This window comes from Polynucleobacter sp. AP-Titi-500A-B4, assembly GCF_018688095.1.
GTDB lineage: Bacteria > Pseudomonadota > Gammaproteobacteria > Burkholderiales > Burkholderiaceae > Polynucleobacter.
The window spans coordinates 1,857,984-1,880,137 of sequence record NZ_CP061311.1; the positions used below are offsets into that span (position 1 = coordinate 1,857,984).

Below are 22,154 nucleotides of genomic sequence, written 5' to 3' on the forward strand. Positions count from 1 at the left end.
GACTCTCTGACTAAGCCACCCAAGCAAATACCCCATTCAATGAAGATTGGCCCGCATATCCTCGCAAATAGACTCTTTGTTGCGCCCATGGCGGGGGTAACAGATCGTCCGTTTCGTCAACTTTGCAAGAAATTGGGCGCAGGCTATGCCGTCTCTGAAATGGTGGCATCAAATGCGCTTCTCTGGAAAAGTGAAAAAACCCAACGTCGCGCAAACCACATTGGTGAGTTCAAACCCATCGCCGTCCAAATTGCAGGCGCCGATCCTGCCATGATGGCAGCAGCTGCAAGGATCAATGTCGATCATGGCGCGCAAATCATTGATATCAATATGGGATGTCCAGCCAAGAAAGTTTGTAACGTTGCCGCTGGCTCTGCATTGCTACGTGATGAGCCACTAGTGCAACAAATTTTAGAAGCAGTAGTCAATGCAGTAGGTGTTGGTCCTGATGCAGTGCCAGTAACATTAAAAATTCGTACTGGCTGGGATCGCGAACATAAGAACGCCATCGAGATCGCCCGCCTTGCAGAAAAATCTGGCATCTCGATGTTGACTGTTCATGGCCGCACGCGTGCAGACCTATACCATGGTGAGGCAGAGTATGAAACGATTACCGCTGTAAAGAACAGCGTCAAGATTCCCGTAGTTGCTAATGGCGATATCAGCAATCCAGAAAAAGCTGAGTTTGTCCTAAAAAGCACTGGTGCCGATGCCATCATGATCGGTCGTGCCGCACAAGGTCGTCCTTGGATCTTCCGCGAAATTCATCACTACCTAGAGACTGGGGGCAAGTTGCCCACACCAGAGATCAAGGAAATCCAGGGCATCATGAATGCCCACCTTTTAGACCACTACGAGTTTTACGGCGAGCATATTGGCTTGCGTACCGCCCGAAAACATATTGGCTGGTACTGCAAAGGCTTACGTGATTCACATGCTTTCCGTCAACGCATGAATACTGCAGACGACTGCAAAACCCAATTACAAATGGTCAATGATTATTTTGATGAAATGAAATCTCATTCTGACCGCCTGCTCTTTTTAGAAGCAGCGTAGTTATTTATTTTTAGTATTTAGGATTTCTAGAATTTTTATGAACAATAAGCACCCAATCAGCGAATGTATTGAAACGCAATTGCAAGGTTACCTCAATGACCTCAAGGGCACACCTCCAAATGATATCTATCAGATGGTATTGGCGGTTGTTGAAAAACCGATGCTTGAACTCGTCATGCAGCATGCGAAATACAATCAGTCTTTAGCCGCTCAATATCTTGGTATCAACCGCAATACTTTGCACAAGAAACTCGTTGAGCATCAGCTACTCAAATAATGACCTCGCCCTTTAATTACATCACCTTCTGAAAACTTATGATCCGTACAGCGCTTCTCTCCGTCTCTGATAAAAATGGCATCGTCCCTTTTGCTAAAGCACTTCATGAGCAAGGCATCAAGCTGATCTCTACTGGTGGTACAGCAAAACTTTTAGCCGAGAACAATCTACCTGTAGTCGAAGTATCTTCTTTGACTAAATTTCCTGAGATGCTTGATGGACGAGTCAAGACACTTCACCCAATGGTTCACGGCGGCTTATTGGCTCGTAGAGACTTTCCGGAACATATGGCAGCCCTTAAAGAGCATGGCATCGACACCATTGATATGTTGGTGATCAATCTCTATCCATTTAATGAGACAGTTGCTAAAGAAAGTTGTTCTTTTGAGGATGCTGTAGAGAATATCGACATTGGCGGCCCGGCTATGTTGCGGGCAGCAGCTAAAAATCATCAAGATGTGACAGTGTTGATCTCTCCAGAAGATTACGCCCCAGTATTGGCGGAAATGAAAGCCAATAAGAATGTGGTTTCCTATAAAACCAATTTAGCCTTGGCTAAAAAAGTATTTGCACATACTGCGCAATATGACGGTGCAATCGCTAATTATCTCTCCGCACTAGGTGATGACCTAGATCACAAAGTACGCTCTGCCTATCCAGAAACTTTGCACCTTGCTTTTGAAAAGGTGCAAGAGATGCGTTACGGTGAAAATCCACATCAATCTGCAGCGTTCTACAAAGACATCTATCCAGTAGGTGGCGCGCTTGCAAACTATAAGCAGTTACAAGGCAAAGAACTCTCTTACAACAATATTGCTGACGCAGACTCTGCTTGGGAGTGTGTCAAGAGTTTCACAGGCAATGTTGGCGGTGCTGCAGCCTGCGTCATCATCAAGCACGCTAACCCCTGTGGTGTAGCTGTAGGCGCTACAGCACTTGAGGCGTATCAAAAAGCATTTAAAACCGATCCAAGCTCAGCCTTTGGCGGCATCATTGCCTTCAACATTCCTTGTGATGGCGCTGCAGCCCAAGAGATCTCCAAACAATTTGTAGAGGTATTGATTGCTCCGAGCTTTAGTGATGAAGCTAAAGCTATCTTTGCCGCTAAACAGAATGTTCGTCTTTTAGAGATTCCACTTGGTACTGCATTTAATACTTTTGACTTTAAGCGAGTTGGTGGTGGCTTATTGGTTCAATCGCCAGATGCAAAAAATGTGCTGCAAAATGAAATGCGCGTTGTTAGCCAGAGACAACCTACCCCGAGCGAAATGAATGACATGATGTTTGCATGGCGTGTCGCGAAGTTTGTGAAATCCAATGCCATCGTGTATTGCGCTAACGGTATGACTCTCGGTATTGGCGCCGGCCAAATGAGTCGTGTTGACTCTGCTCGCATGGCGAGTATTAAAGCTGAAAACGCTGGCTTGAGCCTGAAAGGCTCTGCAGTAGCAAGTGATGCCTTCTTTCCATTCCGCGATGGTTTGGATGTAGTGGTGAATGGTGGCGCGAGCTGCGCCATTCAGCCAGGTGGCAGTATGCGTGATGATGAAATCATTGCAGCAGCAAACGAGCATGGCATTGCCATGATCTTTACTGGCACGCGTCACTTCCGTCATTAAGAACTCATGCGCTGGATTGGAATCGACCCAGGTTTACGTACCACCGGTTTTGGTGTCATCGATGTAGATGGCCAAAAACTCACTTATGTAGCATCGGGAACAATTGAGAGCGGCGATCCCGCTAAAGGTCTACCAGAGCGCTTAGGCGCTCTCTATGCCGGCGTTAAAGAAGTGCTAGAAACCTATCGTCCAGAATCTGCTGCGATTGAAGAAGTCTTCCTCAATGTCAATCCACGGTCAACACTGATGTTGGGTCAAGCAAGGGGTGCTGTGATTGCTGCCCTCGTTTCAGAAAAACTTCCCGTTGCTGAATACAGCGCACTTCGAGTGAAACAAGCGATTGTGGGCACAGGCCGTGCAGCCAAACCGCAAGTACAAGAAATGGTGAAGCGCCTCCTGAGATTAAATCGCGCCCCTGGTACTGATGCATCTGATGCATTGGGGGTTGCCATCTGCGCCGCTCATCATGCGCAGATTCCGAGAGCCATTACAGCGGCGTTGATCCCCAAAAAACGTAGCAAGTAAAAATACCCATCACAGGTTAAGATCTCTACATGATTGGTCGCATTCAAGGCATCCTCGTTTCAGTTCACCCACCTCGCCTCTTGGTAGATTGCCAAGGTATTGGCTATGAAGTGGATGTGCCAATGAGCACTTTGTATCAATTACCCCAGGCGGGTCAAAAAATTACCCTTCTCACCCACTTCCAAGTTCGTGAAGATGCTCAGCAGCTTTTTGGTTTTGCGACTGAGACCGAGCGTGAGGCATTTAGACAACTCATCAAGATTAGCGGCGTTGGCTCTAGAACTGCATTAGCCGTTCTCTCAGGCATGAGCGTGAATGAATTGGCCCAAGCAATCGCTCTTCAAGAGGCAGGTCGCCTCACTCAAGTTCCTGGCATTGGTAAGAAAACTGCTGAAAGACTTTGTTTAGAGCTGAAAGGTAAATTAGCTCCAGACTTAGGCATTACCGCTGGCAAGCCTCAAGCATTAGATGCCAATAGCGAAGTGCTGCAAGCGCTCTTGGCGCTAGGCTACTCAGAAAAAGAAGCGCTCTTGGCTCTCAAGCAAATTCCACCAGATACCAATGTATCGGATGGTATCCGTATGGGCTTAAAGTATTTATCTAAAGCCTAAATAGCCAAACAGCACTAAACTCGTAGCATGGCAATTCATACAGACGACCTCAGTTCTATTCCAGAAGATTTACCTGAAGGCAATGACCGCATTGTTAGTGGGGCTGCCGGTAATTCTGAAGCTGTCTTTGAAAGAGCTCTGCGACCAAAACAACTCGACGAGTACGTTGGTCAGACAAAAGCACGCGCCCAATTAGAAATTTTTATTAGTGCTACGAGGGCACGCCAGGAAGCTCTTGATCACGTTCTTTTATTTGGGCCTCCAGGCCTTGGTAAAACTACTCTAGCCCATATCATCGCTAGAGAGCTTGGTGTGAACTTGCGCCAAACTAGCGGCCCAGTCCTTGATAGACCTGGTGATCTCGCTGCTTTACTAACCAATTTAGAAGCCAACGATGTACTCTTTATTGATGAGATTCATAGACTTTCGCCGGTCGTAGAAGAGATTCTGTATCCAGCGCTTGAGGACTACAGCCTTGACATCATGATTGGCGAAGGGCCTGCAGCACGTAGCGTCAAGATTGATCTCAAGCCATTTACTTTGATTGGCGCAACAACTCGTGCCGGTATGCTGACGAATCCCTTACGTGATCGCTTTGGGATTGTGGCAAGACTTGAGTTCTACACTACCGAAGAACTTACCAAAATTATTAATCGCTCAGCCAGCTTACTCAAAGCAGATATCGATCCCGAAGGATCTATCGAGATTGCAAAGCGGGCGCGCGGCACACCCCGCATTGCCAACCGCCTACTACGCCGTGTACGCGACTACGCGGAAGTAAAAGGTACCGGCACCATTACTAAAGCCATGGCTGATGCCGCATTAAAAATGCTTGATGTAGATCCGAGCGGCTTTGATGTGATGGATAGAAAATTACTCGAAGCCATTTTGCACAAATTTGATGGCGGCCCAGTGGGTATCGATAACTTAGCGGCAGCGATTGGCGAAGAGCGCGACACCATTGAGGATGTTTTGGAGCCTTATTTAATCCAACAGGGCTATCTCCAAAGAACTTCGCGTGGCCGAGTGGCAACTCGTCAGGCGTATGAGCACTTTGGTTTGACGCCGCCCAGCAGTAGTGCTAGCTTAGATTTATAAAGTAATTCTTTTTAGCCAGAAATCAAGTCGGCATAAGCAATGCATTGCCACTGGCTGGCTATCTTTTTCCAAACGCTAAGTCGCGGAGAATAGTCAGGTGAGAGCTCTTTACCATCGCGATACTCTAATGCTGCAATCCAAAAACTAACAATCAGCGTATCTTCTGCCTCAGTTACCTTAAAGTCCTTGAACTTCACAGGACCAAGATTCATTTCCTTCATCAAGCGCATTGCACTTGCTTTGTCACAAGCGCCTTGAGAGCTAACGAATTGACACTCTGGTGCAAGCATTTGGTCTAACGCTTGCCAGTTCTTATCCTGAATCAACTGAACGGAAAGCCGTTCTAGCTTTTCCGCCTCTAATTCAATTGCCCTCTGATGGGTCATTTCTCCAGTCATGGAGTAAGAGTCACTTTCGCAAACTTACGCTTACCAACTTGTACAACGTAAGTACCCGCCTCAATCTTTGCCTGTTTATCAGACACAGTTGCGCCATCAATTTTCACACCGTTTTGCTCGACGTTGCGCATCGCCTCCGAGGTGGAAGGGGCTAGGCCAGCAGCCTTTAGTAAGCTAGCGATTCCCATTGGAGCTCCCGCAAGATTGACTTCTGGAATATCATCGGGCACCCCACCTTTAGCGCGGTGATTAAAGTCTTCCAAGGCTTTTTCTGCGGCTGCTTGTGAATGAAAGCGTGCGACGATTTCTTGTGCGAGTAGTACCTTGCAATCTTTTGGATTTCGACCAGCAGCTACTTCTTGCTTCATGAGATCAATTTCAGACATTGGGCGAAATGACAGTAGCGTGAAGTAATCCCACATCAAATCATCTGAAATACTCAAGAGCTTGCCGAACATATTATTTGCAGGCTCACTGATGCCAATGTAGTTACCTTTGGACTTACTCATCTTTTCTACGCCATCAAGGCCAACCAAGAGCGGCATGGTCAAAATACATTGGGGCTCTTGGCCATACTCACGTTGAAGTTCACGGCCAACTAAGAGATTAAATTTTTGGTCAGTACCGCCGAGCTCTAAATCACTCTTGAGTGCAACAGAGTCATAGCCTTGCATGAGTGGATACAAAAACTCATGAATAGAAATGGGTACGCCATTACGGTAGCGTTTTGTAAAGTCGTCACGCTCTAACATTCTGGCAACAGTATGTTTAGCGGCCAACTGAATCATGCCACGTGCGCCAAGGGGATCACACCACTCGCTGTTATAACGCACTTCTGTTTTGGCAGGATCAAGAACCATGCTCGCTTGGCGGTAGTAAGTTTCTGCGTTGACCGCAATCTCTTCAGCAGTCAATGGAGGACGAGTGGCATTACGACCAGATGGATCACCAATCATGCTGGTGAAATCACCGATCAAGAAAATGACTGTATGTCCTAAATCTTGTAACTGGCGCAATTTGTTCAAAACAACCGTGTGCCCCAAATGAATATCGGGAGCAGTAGGATCTAAACCTAATTTAATTCGTAGGGGGGTCTTGGTGGCCTGGCTACGGGCGAGTTTTTGGACCCAGTCTGTCTCAACCAATAACTCATCACAGCCACGTTTAGTGACTTCAAGCGCCGCAAAGACTTCAGGGGTCAAAGGATATTTTTGTTCTGGTTTAGCCGTCATGCTGATTCGGATAAATGTTTCAGTTAAATTAGTATTGAGATTGCTAAAGCATAATTGTCGCATCACTGAGAGTTAAACTCGGAACCCTATGACCCAGCGCCTTTCCCTCTACATCGGCCTCATGTCTGGCACCAGCCTAGATGGGATAGATGCTGTTTTGGCCAAAGTTGGGCCTAAGGGAGAAGCAAGCACAATAGAGGCTGTCAGCACCCCCTTTAGCCCCGAACTACGCAAAGCCTTATTTGAGCTTCAAAGCCCCGGCCCCAATGAGCTTCATCGCGAAAAACAGGCAGGCAATGCCCTAGCTTTAGCTTATGCAGAAGCGGTTCGTCAGCTTCTGAAACGGGCTAACTTACAAGCTGCCGATGTTTCTGCGATCGGTGCCCATGGTCAAACTATTCGCCATCAGCCCCATTTGGGCGAATTGGCTTACACACATCAAACATTAAACCCAGCCCTCTTGGCAGAAAAAACGGGTATCGATGTCATCGCAGATTTCAGAAGTCGTGACTTAGCTGCTGGCGGACATGGCGCTCCACTAGTTCCAGCTTTTCATGCGCAGCAATTTGTAGAAGATAAAAATTTAGCCATTCTTAATATTGGCGGTATTGCCAATCTCACATTACTTCCGAATGATGGGGTAGTTACTGGTTTTGATTGCGGTCCCGGCAATATGTTGATGGATGCTTGGATACATGAACATCAAGGAAATACTTTTGACGAGAATGGTAGCTGGGCACTGCAAGGAAAAGTCAATGAAGCGCTGCTAGCAAAGATGTTGTCCGACCCCTTCTTTTCCAAAGTGCCACCAAAAAGTACTGGGAGAGATGATTTTCATCTTGCTTGGTTACAAGAAAAAATCGGAAAAGATAATCATCACGCCGAAGATGTACAAGCCACACTATTGCACCTGACAGCCCATTCAGTGCTAGAGGCTTTAGTGCGTCATGCTCCGCAAACCCAGAAGCTGATTGTCTGTGGAGGCGGTGCCCAAAATAAAGCCTTGATGAATTTGTTCAAAGTCAAAGCACAACATCTCTTTAAGCAAGCTTTAGAAATTACAACCAGTGATTCTGCAGGCATTGATCCACAACAAGTTGAAGGCTTAGCTTTTGCTTGGCTTGCATGGGCCCATAAAGAAAAACGGCCAGCAAATCTGCCAGCCGTTACGGGAGCGAAGGGTCCTAGAATTCTAGGCGCTTGCTATCCTGCGTAGTGAATACCTTTAAGCAGAGAAAGAAGATCCACAGCCACAAGTAGTTTGAGCATTTGGGTTCTTAATTACAAATTGTGATCCGTTGATATCTTCTTTGTAATCAATCTCAGCACCAACTAAGTACTGGAAGCTCATTGAATCAACTAAAAGGGTAACGCCATTCTTCTCAAAGAGGGTGTCATCTTCATTTACAGCATCATCAAATGTGAAGCCATACTGAAAACCTGAGCAGCCACCGCCTTGAACGAATACGCGCAACTTCAACTCTGGGTTACCTTCCTCAGCGATCAAGTCAGCCACTTTTGCAGCAGCGCTGTCCGTAAACACCAATGGAGTTGGTGGCTCGGCTAAGTCTTGTGCGGGTTGGGCAGTTTCTTGGGCAGCTAATTGGGTCATGGTTCACTCCTAAATCAAAAGGCAATACTGACATTCTAGGCTTTAAATGCCTAGCTTGCACAAGGGTCTTTATGGTGATACAGCAATCTGGGTAAGGCCTGTAGTTTCAGGCAGGCCAAACATCAAGTTCATACATTGCACGCCTTGGCCAGAAGCACCCTTCACCAAATTGTCTTCTACCACCAAAATGACCAAAGTATCGCCATCACCGGGACGATGGATTGCAATCCGAATGCCATTACTTCCCCGCACAGAGCGTGTCTCCGGATGACTGCCAGCTGGCATGACATCCACAAAGGGCTCGCCCTTGTAGAAGTCTTCGTAGAGCTTTTGGTAATCAAGGCCCTTACCAGCATCTGTTAAACGCACGTACAAAGTCGAATGAATTCCCCTCACCATTGGGGTGAGATGCGGTACAAATGTCAGACCAATCTGATCATGACCTGCGATGGCTTTTAGGCCTTGCACGATTTCAGGGAGGTGGCGATGACCTTTAACACCGTATGCCTTGAAGTTGTCACTCGCCTCAGATAGCAAGGTGCCAATCTCGGCTTTACGTCCTGCACCTGAAGTTCCAGATTTCGAGTCCGAAATAATGTGGTTGCCATCAATCAATTGCTTACCACCAGTGGATTTTGGTGAAAGCAATGGTGCAAGACCCAACTGCACAGAAGTAGGATAGCAACCAGCAAGACCAACAACACGTGCCTTTTTAATCGCATCACGATTAATCTCTGCCAAACCATAAACGGCCTCAGCCAAAATGTCTGGGCAGCTATGCTCCATGCCATACCATTTGGCAAATTCTTTGACGTCTTTTAAACGGAAGTCTGCTGCAAGATCCAAAATCTTGACATTATTTGCGAGCAGCTCTTTTGCCTGCGCCATCGCAACACCATGCGGGGTTGCAAAGAAAACGACATCACATTCATTTAACTTGGCTTCATCTGGCGTCGTAAATTTCAAATCAACACGACCGCGCAGGGATGGGAACATCTCAGCTACCGGCATGCCAGCTTCTGTACGAGAGGTAATGGCAACAATCATGACTTCGGGATGCTGCGCCAACAGACGCAACAACTCCACCCCGGTATATCCAGTGCCCCCAACAATGCCAACCTTAATCATGTTTTTCTCCAAAATACCGACTACGAGAAGTTTTTAAACAAACCTCACAATACCTCAATTGTAGAAACAAAAAGGGTCGCTTGCGCGACCCTTTCGATAAAACTTAAGCGACTGAAAGAATTAGCGCTTGCTGAACTGCTTACGACGACGCGCGCCGTGCAGACCAACTTTTTTACGCTCAACTTCACGAGCATCGCGAGTTACCAAACCTGCTTTAGACAGAGTTGGCTTCAAAGCGTTGTCGTAGTCGATCAATGCACGAGTGACACCGTGACGAACAGCACCAGCTTGGCCAGTTTCACCACCACCAGAAACGTTTACTTTGATATCAAAGGTCGTTAAGTGGGCTGTGAGAGCCAAAGGCTGACGAGCAATCATGCGTGATGTTTCACGAGCAAAATAAGCATCGATAGGCTTACCATTAACAGTAATTTCGCCTTTGCCTGATTTAATAAATACGCGCGCAACAGAACTCTTGCGGCGACCTGTACCGTAATTCCAATTTCCGTAATTAATAGCCATTTGGTTTCCTTAAATCTCTAACGCTTTAGGCTGTTGAGCCGTATGCGGATGATTAGCGTCGCCATAGACTTTTAATTTCTTGATCATGGCATAGCCTAGTGGGCCTTTTGGCAACATACCTTTCACAGCCTTCTCCAACGCACGACCTGGGAAACGGTCTTGCATCTTGTCGAAGTTAGTCGAGCTAATACCACCCGGGTATCCGCTGTGACGGTAATAAATCTTATTCAAGCCTTTTGTGCCTGTGACACGCAGCTTAGATGAATTGATGACGACGATAAAGTCGCCAGTATCAACGTGTGGTGTGAATTCAGGCTTGTGCTTGCCGCGTAGACGGTGTGCCACTTCACTGGCGACACGACCGAGGACTTTGTCCGTAGCGTCAATCACGAACCATTCACGCTTTACCTCATGGGATTTTGCGGAAAAAGTTTTCATGATTTCTCAAATTGTTATAGTCAAAAAATTACCCCAATCAAATTACGTCCACCTTGGCCCTGCTTATGTTTGCAAGCTCGCAGATTCTGCAATCTAACTGGTACAACAAATTACCGCTGACTGGTTCGGTAATTCAGTAAAGCCTTGAATTGTAACCCAAAAAAAACCCAGGAACGAGTCCTGGGCTGGAATCCACCTATGTTTGGGTGGAGGAGACACTGGGAGGTAAGTCGCAGTCTTATACAAGACTGACTACCAATATGGGTATTCTACACAAGATTTATGGTGCAATGCAAGAAAATTGACCAAAATCAATTTTTTGACGTTTTTTAACCCTATCTTGAGGTGAATATTAAATTACGAAAATTGGTAAACTATTGAAAATATTGATTAATTTAGTAAGTTAGGGGTCACTAATATGGAATGTCGAGTTTCTTGGTTGGGTAATGGCGGCATGGCTTTTTCAGCAGAAACCGGCAGCGGACATCTCGTTAACATGGATGGCGCGCCAGAAGCGGGCGGCAGAAACCTAGCCCCAAGGCCAATGGAGCTACTTTTGGCTGGCGCTGGCGGCTGCTCAGCATTCGATGTGGTTTTAATCCTACAAAGGGCTCGCCAAGCTGTCACAGCCTGCGATGTCGCCCTGCAAGCAGAAAGAGCCTCTGAAGATCCCAAAGTCTTCACCAAGATCAATTTGCACTTCACTGTCAAAGGGAAGGGTCTTGATCAAGCCAAGGTAGATCGTGCCGTTAAGCTTTCCCATGAGAAATATTGCTCAGCAACCACCATGCTGGCAAAAACGGCTGAGCTGACTTACAGCGTTGAAGTCATTTCGGAATAAGTGCAGAGTCAATCGATAAGCCGGATTCTGTCGCCTAGATTCGCATCTAGGGGCAATCATTCCTCTAGGCCGTTAGTTACCTAACGGCTCAAGCTCCCTACCCGCAGACTCAGCGGGACGCCTCATCGTCTGCATACTTGGGATTGCTCCAGGTGGAGGTTACCGCGTTTCACCGTAACTAAATACGCTCGTCTCTGTGGCCCTATTCCTCACGTCACCGTGGATGGCCGTTAGCCATCACCCTACCCTATGGAGTCCGGACTTTCCTCCCCCTCAATAAAGAGGCGGCGATTGCCTAATTGACTCTGCGCCTGCAGTCTAACGCAGACGGGGCAAATTGGCTTGTGAAACGTAATATTGAAATTAAATCAAAGACCAGGCAATGGTTTCGCCTGCACGCAAGGGGACGATGGTGTCATTACCCAAGGGTAATTCAGCAGGGATGCTTTGTGCTTTTTTAGAGAGCGTAATTTTTTTAGTATTACGCGTTAAAGCATAAAAATCGGGGCCATAGAAACTAGCGAAGCCCTCCAATTTATCCAAGCTACCAACACTCTCAAATGCTTCTGCATACAAGCCCAAAGCATTGAAGGCGCTGTAGCAGCCAGCACAACCACATGCAGCTTCTTTAGCACCCTTGGCGTGTGGCGCACTATCGGTACCCAAGAAGAATCGGGGGTTACCACTCGTAGCAGCCTCTAGTAATGCAACACGATGCACTTCACGCTTAAGGACTGGTAAGCAATAGTTATGCGGACGAATACCGCCAGCAAAAATGGCATTGCGATTCATCAGCAAATGCTGTGGAGTGAGCGTGGCAGCAATCGTATTTTTTCCACCAGTAGAGGCATCGCGTACATAGTGTGCTGCTTGCTTGGTGGTAATGTGTTCGAACACAATTTTGAGCTCAGGAAAGTCTTTGCGTAAAGGCTCAAGGACCTGATCAATAAATACTGCCTCACGATCAAAGATATCGATATCTGCATGCGTCACTTCACCATGCACTAACAATGGCATTCCGACTGTTTGCATTGCTTCTAATGCTTTATAACAATGCTTGATATCACTCACGCCTGCATCGCTATTCGTTGTGGCACCCGCTGGATATAGCTTGAATCCAACGATACCCTCAGCCTTTGCTTTGCGCACTTCATCTGCAGTAGTGTTATCAGTCAAATACAGAGTCATTAATGGCGTAAAACTACTGATACCTAATGCCTTCAAATTCGATTCGATGCGGGATTGATAGGCCTTCGCTAACTCTACTGTTGTAATAGGCGGCTTCAAATTCGGCATGATAATTGCGCGTGCAAATTGACGAGCAGTGTCAGTCAATACATCTTTCATTACCGCACCATCACGAATATGCAGATGCCAATCATCTGGCTGAATCAATTCAAGTTGTGTTGGATTATTCGACATATTATTTATTAAGCAAAATGATGCGGAAATCATTCACATTCGTAAGTGTAGGACCAGTTTCCACTAAAGCGCCTAATTCTGCAAAGAAGCCGTAACAATCATGCGCCGCTAAGAATGTTTCTGGAATCAAACTCTGAGATTGACCCGCTTTGCGCATCAGTCCATCAAACCAAGCACCTGCATTTTTTTCGCTGCCATCAATTCCATCGGTGTCAGCTGCTAAAGCCGCAATTGTTGGCATATCTGAACTGGCGGCAAAGAGAGAAAGTAAATATTCGCTACAACGACCACCGCGACCTTTAATACCCGCAGGAATAGTTACGGTACATTCCCCACCAGAAATCAGGGCCAGGGGCTTGGTATCTTTAGCTAAATACTCACGAGCCAATGCGGCCTGAGCAATTCCAACTTCTTGTGCCTCACCCGTAATCGTGTCACCCAAAACGATCGGCTCATACCCTTGAGAACGAACATAGTCTGCTGCAGCTTCCAAACTTTTATATGCCGTTGCAATCACATGATTGGCTACCTGCGCATCCACTAGATCAATATCTTTCAATGTCTCCGGCCTGTCTCCAGCCACACCTTGTTTGAGATGACTCAAAACGGATGCAGGAATAGCGTCTTGGCCTAAGCGATATTTAGATAAGATATTCAGGGCATCTAAATAGGTAGAGTAGTCGGCCGCACAGGGACCGCTAGCAATATCTGCTGGAGAATCTCCTGTCACATCTGAAATCAACAAAGCCTCAACCCGTGCACCACGTGCAATTGCTACTCTTGCCAAGTTGCCGCCTAAGACTGCAGATAAATGTTTACGTACTACATTCATTTCCTCAATCGGAGCACCGCTACGCAATAGTGCCTCAGTAGTTTTGCGCATATCCTCAATTGAGATACCTTCAACTGGAAGGGTTAGCAGACTAGAGCCTCCACCTGAGACTAGAGCAATTAACACATCACCTGCTTGTAGTTGTTTCGTTAAGGCGAGCACTTCCTTGGCGCCGTCCATGCCAGCTTGATCTGGCACAGGATGGCCAGCTTCCACAATCTTGATCTGCGATGTTGGAGAACGATGGCCGTAGCGGGTTAGTACAACACCCTCAATCTTGATCTTTGGCCAACTTTCTTTAGCGTAAGACTCCAATGCACTTGCCATAGATGCACTTGCCTTGCCAGCACCAACTACCAGGCACTTACCTTGCGGCTCTTGCCCAGGCGGAAAAATTTTTGCCAAGTATTGAGGAACAATGACTTGCGGATCCGCCACGGCAACTGCAGCCGCAAAGGCATTTTTCAGAATGGCCTCAGTGTTGACTGATGGGTTATTTGGCTGCGTCATCAAGCTATTCTAATCAAGTGCGGCACGTTCTTGCATTTGCCACATTTCCGCATACCTACCTTTGGCCATAAGCAACTCAAGATGGGTACCCCGCTCCACAATCTGACCATGATCCATCACCAAGATTTGGTCGGCATGAATAATGGTTGAAAGTCGATGCGCAATAATCAAGGTAGTTCGATTTTTCGCCAAACTCAATAACTCTTCCTGAAACGCTCTTTCTGTTTTGGAATCTAAGGCCGAAGTAGCTTCATCGAAAATTAACATCGCTGGCTTTTTAAGCAAGGTTCTCGCTATAGCCACGCGCTGTTTCTCGCCACCCGATAACTTCAAACCCCTTTCGCCAACCTGAGTGTCATAGCCATCCGGCAAGCGCTTAATAAAACCATCGATTTGTGCTGCTCTAGCGGCTTCTTGCACCTCTTCCATTGTTGCCGAAGGATCGCCATAGGCAATGTTGTAACCAATGGTGTCATTAAATAGCACTGTATCTTGCGGGACGATGCCAATGGCTTTGCGCAAACTAGCCTGAGTCACATCTTGAATATTTTGACCATCAATCAGAATCTTTCCAGACTGTACATCGTAAAAACGAAAAAGTAATCGAGCTAAGGTGCTCTTACCTGCGCCGCTTTGACCCACCACTGCAGTAATGGTGCCTGCGGGGATATTAAAACTGACATCGTGCAGAATTTCCCGCTTCGCTTCGTAATGAAAAGAGACATTCTCAAACCGAACATCGGGCCCATGGCCATAATTATGAACTTGCAATAGATGGGCATTCGGTGAATCGGCAATCTCTTTATCAGTATTGAGCAATGAAAACATTCGTTCCATGTCCGTGAGAGACTGTTTGATCTCGCGATAAATCACACCCAAGAAATTGAGTGGAATATATAGCTGAATCATTAAAGTATTCACCAACACAAGGTCACCTAGGGTCATGGTGCCATCTACTACCCCGAGCGTAGCGCGCCACAAAATTAAAACCAGGCCAATAGCGATGATTGTTTGCTGGCCAAAGTTGAGAACTGCTAAAGATTTTTGCGACTTAATAGCAGCGGCCTGGTAGCGCACTAAATTTTTGTCGTAACGACTAGCTTCAAAAGCCTCATTACCAAAATACTTCACTGTCTCAAAATTTAATAAAGAATCAATTGCTTTCTGATTCGCCTTTGAATCCATCTCATTCATGGTCTTGCGAAAATGGGTGCGCCACTCCGTTACTACTACAGTAAATACGATATAAAAAATCAATGCACATAAGGTAATTGCTGCAAACCAAATATCATATGAGTAAGCCAAATAGCCCAACACCAGAATGAACTCAACAAGCGTTGGTAGGATGCTATAGAGCGAATAAGAAATCAGTGACTGAATACCGCGAGTGCCACGTTCAATATCTCTACTGACACCTCCAGTTTGACGAGCCAGGTGAAAGCTCAGCGCCAAAGCATGTAAATGCTCAAAGACCTGGAGAGCGACTTTGCGGACAGCATTTTGGGTCACCCTAGCGAAGAGAAACTCACGCAACTCAGCAAATAAGGAGGCAGCCATTCGGAGGAGCCCGTAAGCCAGAATGAGCCCTACTGGAACTACCAGTAAGACTTGTGGGGAATCTGCCCTGAGGTTTAAATCATCAATTAAACGTTTCAGCAAGATAGGGATACCTAGATTGGTAACCTTAGCAGCAACCAAACAGGCTAGAGCAATCGCAACTCTAAATTTATATTCCAGTAGATAGGGAATTAAATCGCGAATGACCTTCCAGTCACTTCCCTGTAAAGGCTTGGCATCTGTACTGCCGTGATGGTGTCCCGATGAATGTCTCATCGTTCTATCTTATTCGCTTCTCGCTCAGTTCGCTGAAAATAATTTGAGAATTGCTTCGCCATTACTTCGTGAAAAACATTTCTTGGCAGCCTCTTGAAATGGTAACCACTCATAAGCTACATGCTCTCTTGGAGCTAGTGTGACTTGAGTATTCTCTGGCACTTGTAACGCAAACCAATGTTCAGTATTTTTGGTAACGCCTGGCGCATATCGAAAACGCCACTCTGGATAAATTTCGTATTCGATTTGGTGGTGCAGATTACGAAGTGCACCTGTTGGCAGTTGAGCAACAGCAATGCCCGTTTCCTCAAAAACCTCACGTGTTGCTGCTAATGCTAGATCCTCATCTAGAGCATCTAAGCTACCAGTTACCGATTGCCAAAAACCTATGCGATCAGCGCGCTCTATCAACAAAACATCCCTATTCGATTTGTAGATAACTACTAAAACCGAGATAGGAATTTTCAAGATTGCTACGACTTCAGTTGTATTAAGCAGCAGGTGCGGCTTGGCGCAAACGAATATGCAACTCACGCAACTGGCGCTCATCCACTGGGCTAGGAGCCTGAGTCAATAAGCACTGCGCACGCTGTGTTTTAGGGAAGGCAATCACATCGCGAATCGATTCAGCGCCGGTCATCATAGTCACGATACGATCCAAGCCAAACGCAATACCGCCATGAGGAGGTGCGCCGTATTGGAGCGCATCTAACAAGAAGCCAAATTTCGCTTGCGCTTCTTCCGGACCAATCTTCAGTGCACGAAATACCTGACTTTGAACTGCCTCTTGGTGAATACGGACTGAGCCGCCACCGATTTCACTACCATTCAAAACCATGTCATAGGCCTTAGCCAAGCACTTGCCTGGATCCGTTTCCAGATATTTCATGTGCTCATCTTTAGGGCTGGTGAACGGATGATGGCAGGCAACCCAACGGGCTTCACCTTCATCGTAATCAAACATTGGGAAATCAACTACCCACAATGGCTTCCAACCTTCTGTAAAGAGACCGTGCGCTTTACCCCAAGCAGAGTGTCCAATACGTAAACGCAAATTACCGATCGCATCATTCACCACTTTTTCTTTATCAGCACCGAAGAAAATAATATCGCCATCTTTAGCGCCAGTGCGCTTTAAGATGCCTTCAATCGCCGCATCATGCAAGTTTTTCACGATTGGTGACTGCAAACCATTGCGGCCTTCTGCAACAGAGTTCACCTTGATCCAAGCTAAGCCTTTAGCGCCGTAGATGCTCACAAACTGAGTGTAGTCATCGATTTCGCTACGGCTGATCTCTGCGCCACCCGGCACGCACAAACCAACAACACGACCACCTTCTTGATTGGCTGCGCCTGAGAACACCTTGAAATCAACGTCTTTCATTAAATCGGTCAACTCAGTGAACTCAAAGTTCACGCGTAAGTCCGGCTTATCGGAACCAAAACGTGCCATCCCTTCTGAATAAGGCATGGTTGGGAATGGATTCGGCAATTCCACATTCATGGTTTTCTTGAAGATATGACGAATCATGTTTTCAAAGAGATCACGAATTTCAATTTCGCTTAAGAAAGCAGTTTCACAGTCGATCTGAGTAAATTCTGGTTGGCGATCTGCACGCAAATCTTCATCACGGAAGCACTTCGTGATTTGGTAGTAACGATCAAAACCTGCCACCATCAACAACTGCTTAAATAACTGGGGGGATTGTGGCAAGGCAAAGAATTGGCCATCATGCACACGTGATGGAACTAAATAGTCACGTGCACCTTCTGGTGTGCTCTTCGTGAGCATTGGCGTTTCAATATCAATAAAGCCAGCATCGTCTAGATAACGACGGCACTCCATTGCAACGTTATAACGTAAACGCAAATTCTTTTGCATCTGTGGACGACGCAAGTCTAATACGCGATGAGTCAAGCGAGTAGTCTCGGAAAGATTCTCATCATCAATCTGAAATGGCGGGGTAATAGAGGCATTCACAATAACTAAGTTGTGGCACAAAATTTCTACCTTGCCACTAACCAAATCAGTGTTCTCAGTACCAGCAGGGCGGGCACGCACCAAACCTTTAATCTGAATACAGAACTCATTACGGACTTGCTCTGCAAGCGCAAACATCTCTGGACGATCAGGATCGCACACTACCTGAACAAAACCTTCGCGATCACGCAAGTCAATAAAGATCACGCCTCCATGGTCACGACGGCGATTAACCCAGCCTGAGAGTGTGACCTCTTGACCAATCAGTGAATCGGTTACTTGGCCGCAAGTATGGCTACGCATTGACATAACAATTTCCTAAAAATCAAAAATGGTGTGGTGAGTCTTGTGAAGGCAGACCACTAGAATTATTTGGCGGAACAGAGCCCATCGAAACAATATGTTTCAAAGCCTCTTCGACACTCATATCTAGCTCAATCGTTTGCGCACGAGGCACGATCATAAAAAAGCCAGAGGTAGGGTTTGGAGTAGTTGGCAAGAACACGTTGACGTAGTCTTCGCCCAACTTAGCAGCCACTTCTTTTGCGGGTGTTCCAGTTTGAAATGCAATCACCCAAGAATCCGCATGTGGATAACGAATCAAGAGGGCTTTACTAAAGGCTTGCCCGCTTCCTGAAAACAATGTGGATGAAACTTGCTGCACGCTGGAGTAAATGGAGCGCACGATTGGAATGCGATTGATCTGCTTATTCCACATCCGAATCCACCACTGTCCAGCAAAGCTGATGGCCACTAAGCCAGTGAACATGATGACCGCAATCACGATCAAAATACCAACCCCTGGAAGATCACGGAAATGCTGAACGTCCACCGCAGCATCGTGCGGAAGCACCATGATGATGGCGTGCATCACCGATCCAAACACACCGTCGAGCAAACCCAAGCCCCAGGCAATCACCCAAACAGTGATTGACAATGGAGCCCAAACCAAGATGCCAGCGATAAAGTATTTTTTCATGTGTTCTGCCTAACCCGCTATTTTAGCGGTTTAGGAGCCAATCAGCGAGAGACTAATAAATGCCAAGGCTGATGATCAAAATTCCAGCTAAAAAACCACCAGCAAAGAGTAAAGCCCCTGAAATTAGGCGGTGGGTACGTCTTTCTTGGAGTAAAAGGGCTTTTAAGACCTCTAATTCGCCACTTTCTCCCTTTTTTTGCTGTGAACTAGCTTTAGCCAGGCTGTCAGCAATCAAGCGGGGTAAGGTTGGCAGAATCTTGGCCCACATTGGAGCTTCGGCCTTTAAGCCATCAATCAAGCCGCGCCAACCCAGTTGTTTATCTACCCATTTCTCCAATATTGGCTTGGCTGTTTTCCAAAGATCCAAATCTGGATCCAGCTGACGCGCTAAGCCCTCTACATTCAAGAGCGTTTTTTGTAGCAAGGTTAATTGAGGCTGTATTTCGACCTTAAAGCGACGTGAAGTCTGAAATAGACGCATCAATACGATGCCTAGAGAAATCTCTTTGAGTGGGCGATCAAAGTAGGGCTCACAAACCGATCGTATAGCCCCCTCTAATTCCTCTACCCGAGTATTCTCTGGCACCCAGCCAGATTCGATATGCAGTTCAGCAACACGGCGGTAATCACGATTAAAGAATGCCAAGAAGTTCAGTGCTAAATAATTTTTATCAGATTCGCTCAGTGCGCCAACGATTCCAAAATCTAAAGAAATAAAGCGGCCAAAGGTTTCTGGCTCCAAGCTAATCATGATGTTTCCAGGATGCATATCTGCATGGAAAAAACCATACTCAAAGACTTGAGTAAAGAATATCTCTACACCATCAGCAGCTAATTTCTTAAAGTCCACGCCAGCCGTACGTAAATCTGCAGTGCGGCCAATTGAAATACCATTCATCTTTTCCATCACGATGACGTTGGTATGACATAAATCCCAATACATCTCCGGAATCATTAACTTATCAGAATCTACAAAATACCGGCGCAACTGGCTTGCATTAGCAGCCTCACGCATGAGATCTAACTCATCATGCAAATAGGTGTCGAACTCTGCAACATTCTCACGCGGCTTTAAACGACGACCATCTTCAGAAGTCTTCTCAATGACTTTTGCCAAGTCATACATCAAGGCGATATCACCTTCAATCACCGGCAAGATTCCAGGACGTAGAACTTTAATTGCAACCGCTTTATGAGCCCACTCAGGATGTTTTTCTGTGGCTCGCAAGATTCCAAAATGAACTTGAGCAACGGAGGCGCTTGCTACAGGAGTAGCGTCAAAGCTGACAAATACCGCTTCGATTGGCTGACCTAAAGCCTCTTCAATTAAGCGACGAGACTCTTCATTTGAGAATGGCGGCACTTGATCTTGTAGCTTTGCCAACTCATTGGCAATATCTTCTGGCAATAAGTCACGACGCGTAGAAAGCACTTGTCCAAACTTGACGAAAATCGGACCCAACGCTTCCAGGGTTAGGCGAATGCGCTCGCCTCTTGGCAACTTAGTCCCAGGTGAAGTCCAACAAATTACTGTTAAACAGCTACGGCCAATTCCAGGCTTGAGAACATTGCGCAACAATGGTAGCAAGCCATAACGCCACGCGGTAAAGAAAATGAAACTGAGGCGAGCAATTCGACGCACGATTTATTTAGCCTTTTGCTCTATAAGTTGAATACGTTTTTCCAGACGATCTACAGAATCGCGTAAGTCATTTAATTCGGATTTGCGAACCATAAAATCACGTTTATTCAAAAGTACTTTTCTCTCTTCGCTGACGTACTCAACAACATTGTCTAGTAAATCACTAGCAGCCGAACGTGTAGCGGTAACAAACTTTTTGCCTTGCCTAACAGCAAAATTTGCAGGGGCGTCACCAACAATGCGCGCCAAATCTTCCTCATACTCCCAGCGCAACTGACCAGCTAAACGTCCAATCAATTGAGCTAAATCTGCATCACCCGTAATTTTGACAGCTTTAAATGCCTGCTCCTTCAAATTGCCAGGACTAGCCGCCAAATCACTCATGGCTTTTGCAGAAACCTCTAAGGCAAGAGTTGGGTTTTCCAACTCCTTTAAGACCTCCAAGAATCCAGAAGGATTGATCTCAAAACACAAGCGCCCAAAAGGAAGTTGTACGAGAACAGTTTTTCCAGCATGTTTCGCTAACTCAGCAGATGCCCACGGCTCTCGTCCCAAGACATGATTAATGCCGCGGCAAGTAGCGCCAGCGGCAATCGTGTGGGTTGAAGAAGATAGTGTGCTCATAAGTGTAAAAAACCCGCACTAGTGCGGGTTTTCCGACGGAAATTACCTAAAGCTTAAACCAACTGGGAGATACCTGCCAGTACCCAGCCTCCAGGGCCCTCTACCGGCTTACTTAAATTCCAGATTTCTGAGAAATCACTGGCTGGTGCCCCTTGTTGCTCGCGAATCATGCCGCCGAACTGAACGCTACAGAAATAATGCCCATCTGCAGTTTCAACACCCAATAAACGAGCATTAATCGTCACGACATCAGTTTGGTTTGCGCTATCAATACGTCCCGCTAAATCCTGTTGAATAGTCGCAAACATCTCAGGAGTAGTGAATTCACGTAATGCAGCCAAGTCTCCCTGATCCCAAGCTTTTTGCAAGGATACAAAATACTGTTTTGCGTTCTCCAAAAAACTGCGCTCATCAAAACCAGGCGGCAGAGTCGATTGGAATGCTTCTGGCTCAGCGGCGACACCCGCAAACGCATTAGCCGCAGGAGTAAAAGCAGGCTCCTGTCTTGGTGCTTGCTCAACGCTAGTGCGTTGCATACCCGAGCTGGGCACATTTGCATTCTGCCCAGCACCTGACATCGCTGGCAATAATCTGCGAATCACAAACATGATGACGAAGCCAGCCAACATGGCGATCAATAGTCCAGTGATGAGTGAAGAAGCTGCTTCACCTAAACCGAAGTGAGACAAAAGATAACCGATGCCCAAACCAGCAGCCAGGCCGCCTAAGATTCCACCCATCCCACCAAATCGACTAGGAGCTGGTGCTTGAGGCGCAGCAGCAGGTGCTGCAGGTTGTGCTTGCTGCACAGGCTTTTGAGCAGGCGTTGCTTGCTTTTGCATTGGAGCACTTGGAGCTTTACCAATACTCTTGCCACCGCCAAGGCGTGCAGCATCTACATGTCCAACTGTTGCGAATATCAAAGTGAAGCTTAATAAAACTGCTTTGAAAAAATGTTTGTTCATTTCTTTTAC

General features: G+C 46.5%; 23 protein-coding genes and 1 other RNA gene. 8 read left to right on the plus strand and 16 right to left on the minus strand.

From position 1 onward, the window contains the following. Nucleotides 1-39 precede the first annotated feature (39 nt). The 6 genes from dusB to ruvB are packed head-to-tail and all read left to right on the plus strand — an operon-like array spanning nt 40 to nt 5,186. Entirely contained in the window at nt 40-1,056 is a 1,017-nt protein-coding gene (gene dusB / locus FD968_RS09285) for a tRNA dihydrouridine synthase DusB (protein ID WP_215365814.1), read from the plus strand. 37 nt (nt 1,057-1,093) lie between these two features. Further along, on the plus strand, nt 1,094-1,333 hold the full coding sequence (locus FD968_RS09290) for a helix-turn-helix domain-containing protein (protein WP_215365818.1): 240 nt from the start codon (nt 1,094-1,096) through the stop codon (nt 1,331-1,333). Between the two features lie 38 nt (nt 1,334-1,371). Then, the gene (purH, locus tag FD968_RS09295) at nt 1,372-2,952 is read left to right on the plus strand and encodes a bifunctional phosphoribosylaminoimidazolecarboxamide formyltransferase/IMP cyclohydrolase (protein WP_215365820.1); all 1,581 of its coding nucleotides are present in this window, start codon (nt 1,372-1,374) and stop codon (nt 2,950-2,952) included. 6 nt (nt 2,953-2,958) lie between these two features. Further along, nucleotides 2,959-3,477 (plus strand): crossover junction endodeoxyribonuclease RuvC, encoded by a 519-nt coding sequence (ruvC, locus tag FD968_RS09300; RefSeq protein WP_215365822.1) that lies wholly within the window; start codon nt 2,959-2,961, stop codon nt 3,475-3,477. Between the two features lie 29 nt (nt 3,478-3,506). After that, entirely contained in the window at nt 3,507-4,088 is a 582-nt protein-coding gene (gene ruvA, locus FD968_RS09305) for a Holliday junction branch migration protein RuvA (RefSeq protein WP_215365824.1), read from the plus strand. Between the two features lie 27 nt (nt 4,089-4,115). Further along, nucleotides 4,116-5,186 carry a Holliday junction branch migration DNA helicase RuvB gene (gene ruvB, locus FD968_RS09310; RefSeq protein ID WP_215365826.1) on the plus strand — a complete coding sequence of 357 codons (1,071 nt, stop codon included), beginning with the start codon at nt 4,116-4,118 and terminating at the stop codon, nt 5,184-5,186. A gap of 11 nt (nt 5,187-5,197) precedes the next feature. On the opposite strand, the gene FD968_RS09315 is transcribed toward ruvB, so the two are convergent. Next, nucleotides 5,198-5,584, minus strand: coding sequence for a nuclear transport factor 2 family protein (locus FD968_RS09315; RefSeq protein WP_215365828.1), 387 nt, complete (start codon nt 5,582-5,584; stop codon nt 5,198-5,200). Continuing rightward, nucleotides 5,581-6,816 carry a tyrosine--tRNA ligase gene (gene tyrS, locus FD968_RS09320; protein WP_215365830.1) on the minus strand — a complete coding sequence of 412 codons (1,236 nt, stop codon included), beginning with the start codon at nt 6,814-6,816 and terminating at the stop codon, nt 5,581-5,583. The genes FD968_RS09315 and tyrS overlap by 4 nt, the downstream gene beginning before the upstream one ends. Nucleotides 6,817-6,904: 88 nt before the next feature. Between tyrS and FD968_RS09325 the strand changes: the two genes are divergently transcribed. Then, nucleotides 6,905-8,032 (plus strand): anhydro-N-acetylmuramic acid kinase, encoded by a 1,128-nt coding sequence (locus FD968_RS09325; protein ID WP_215365832.1) that lies wholly within the window; start codon nt 6,905-6,907, stop codon nt 8,030-8,032. A 9-nt stretch (nt 8,033-8,041) separates the two neighbouring features. Here FD968_RS09325 and erpA read toward each other — a convergent pair whose 3' ends face one another. The 4 genes from erpA to rplM all read right to left on the minus strand — a co-directional run bounded on the left by erpA (nt 8,042) and on the right by rplM (nt 10,516). Then, nucleotides 8,042-8,428 carry an iron-sulfur cluster insertion protein ErpA gene (gene erpA, locus FD968_RS09330; protein WP_215365834.1) on the minus strand — a complete coding sequence of 129 codons (387 nt, stop codon included), beginning with the start codon at nt 8,426-8,428 and terminating at the stop codon, nt 8,042-8,044. A 69-nt stretch (nt 8,429-8,497) separates the two neighbouring features. Next, on the minus strand, nt 8,498-9,556 hold the full coding sequence (gene argC, locus FD968_RS09335; RefSeq protein WP_215365836.1) for an N-acetyl-gamma-glutamyl-phosphate reductase: 1,059 nt from the start codon (nt 9,554-9,556) through the stop codon (nt 8,498-8,500). Between the two features lie 120 nt (nt 9,557-9,676). Then, nucleotides 9,677-10,078 carry a 30S ribosomal protein S9 gene (gene rpsI, locus FD968_RS09340; RefSeq protein ID WP_015422033.1) on the minus strand — a complete coding sequence of 134 codons (402 nt, stop codon included), beginning with the start codon at nt 10,076-10,078 and terminating at the stop codon, nt 9,677-9,679. A 9-nt stretch (nt 10,079-10,087) separates the two neighbouring features. Further along, nucleotides 10,088-10,516 (minus strand): 50S ribosomal protein L13, encoded by a 429-nt coding sequence (gene rplM / locus FD968_RS09345; protein WP_068949468.1) that lies wholly within the window; start codon nt 10,514-10,516, stop codon nt 10,088-10,090. Nucleotides 10,517-10,934: 418 nt separating this feature from the next. Here rplM and FD968_RS09350 point away from each other — a divergent pair, with 418 nt between their 5' ends. Continuing rightward, nucleotides 10,935-11,357 carry an OsmC family protein gene (locus FD968_RS09350; protein ID WP_215365838.1) on the plus strand — a complete coding sequence of 141 codons (423 nt, stop codon included), beginning with the start codon at nt 10,935-10,937 and terminating at the stop codon, nt 11,355-11,357. On the opposite strand, the gene rnpB is transcribed toward FD968_RS09350, so the two are convergent. The 10 genes from rnpB to FD968_RS09400 all read right to left on the minus strand — a co-directional run bounded on the left by rnpB (nt 11,358) and on the right by FD968_RS09400 (nt 22,145). Beyond that, an RNA gene (rnpB, locus tag FD968_RS09355) (RNase P RNA component class A) lies at nt 11,358-11,664 on the minus strand. Nucleotides 11,665-11,720: 56 nt separating this feature from the next. Further along, entirely contained in the window at nt 11,721-12,779 is a 1,059-nt protein-coding gene (gene pyrC, locus FD968_RS09360) for a dihydroorotase (RefSeq protein ID WP_215365840.1), read from the minus strand. Between the two features lies 1 nt (nt 12,780). Next, nucleotides 12,781-14,121, minus strand: a complete 1,341-nt coding sequence (locus tag FD968_RS09365; protein ID WP_215365842.1) for a glycerate kinase — start codon at nt 14,119-14,121, stop codon at nt 12,781-12,783. A gap of 9 nt (nt 14,122-14,130) precedes the next feature. After that, nucleotides 14,131-15,954: an ABC transporter ATP-binding protein/permease gene (locus tag FD968_RS09370; protein WP_215365844.1), complete on the minus strand. Its 1,824-nt coding sequence runs from the start codon at nt 15,952-15,954 to the stop codon at nt 14,131-14,133. A 24-nt stretch (nt 15,955-15,978) separates the two neighbouring features. Next, on the minus strand, nt 15,979-16,422 hold the full coding sequence (nudB, locus tag FD968_RS09375) for a dihydroneopterin triphosphate diphosphatase (RefSeq protein ID WP_251367564.1): 444 nt from the start codon (nt 16,420-16,422) through the stop codon (nt 15,979-15,981). Nucleotides 16,423-16,444: 22 nt separating this feature from the next. Continuing rightward, complete coding sequence (gene aspS, locus FD968_RS09380) at nt 16,445-18,244, minus strand: aspartate--tRNA ligase (protein ID WP_215365848.1); 1,800 nt, start codon at nt 18,242-18,244, stop codon at nt 16,445-16,447. 16 nt (nt 18,245-18,260) lie between these two features. After that, nucleotides 18,261-18,914, minus strand: a complete 654-nt coding sequence (locus tag FD968_RS09385) for a DUF502 domain-containing protein (RefSeq protein ID WP_215365850.1) — start codon at nt 18,912-18,914, stop codon at nt 18,261-18,263. A 52-nt stretch (nt 18,915-18,966) separates the two neighbouring features. Beyond that, a complete protein-coding gene (gene ubiB / locus FD968_RS09390; RefSeq protein ID WP_215365852.1) occupies nt 18,967-20,556 on the minus strand; it encodes a ubiquinone biosynthesis regulatory protein kinase UbiB in 1,590 nt (529 codons plus the stop codon). A 3-nt stretch (nt 20,557-20,559) separates the two neighbouring features. Continuing rightward, entirely contained in the window at nt 20,560-21,180 is a 621-nt protein-coding gene (locus FD968_RS09395) for an SCP2 domain-containing protein (protein ID WP_215365854.1), read from the minus strand. Nucleotides 21,181-21,233: 53 nt separating this feature from the next. After that, the gene (locus tag FD968_RS09400) at nt 21,234-22,145 is read right to left on the minus strand and encodes a Tim44 domain-containing protein (RefSeq protein ID WP_215365856.1); all 912 of its coding nucleotides are present in this window, start codon (nt 22,143-22,145) and stop codon (nt 21,234-21,236) included. Nucleotides 22,146-22,154: the final 9 nt, after the last annotated feature.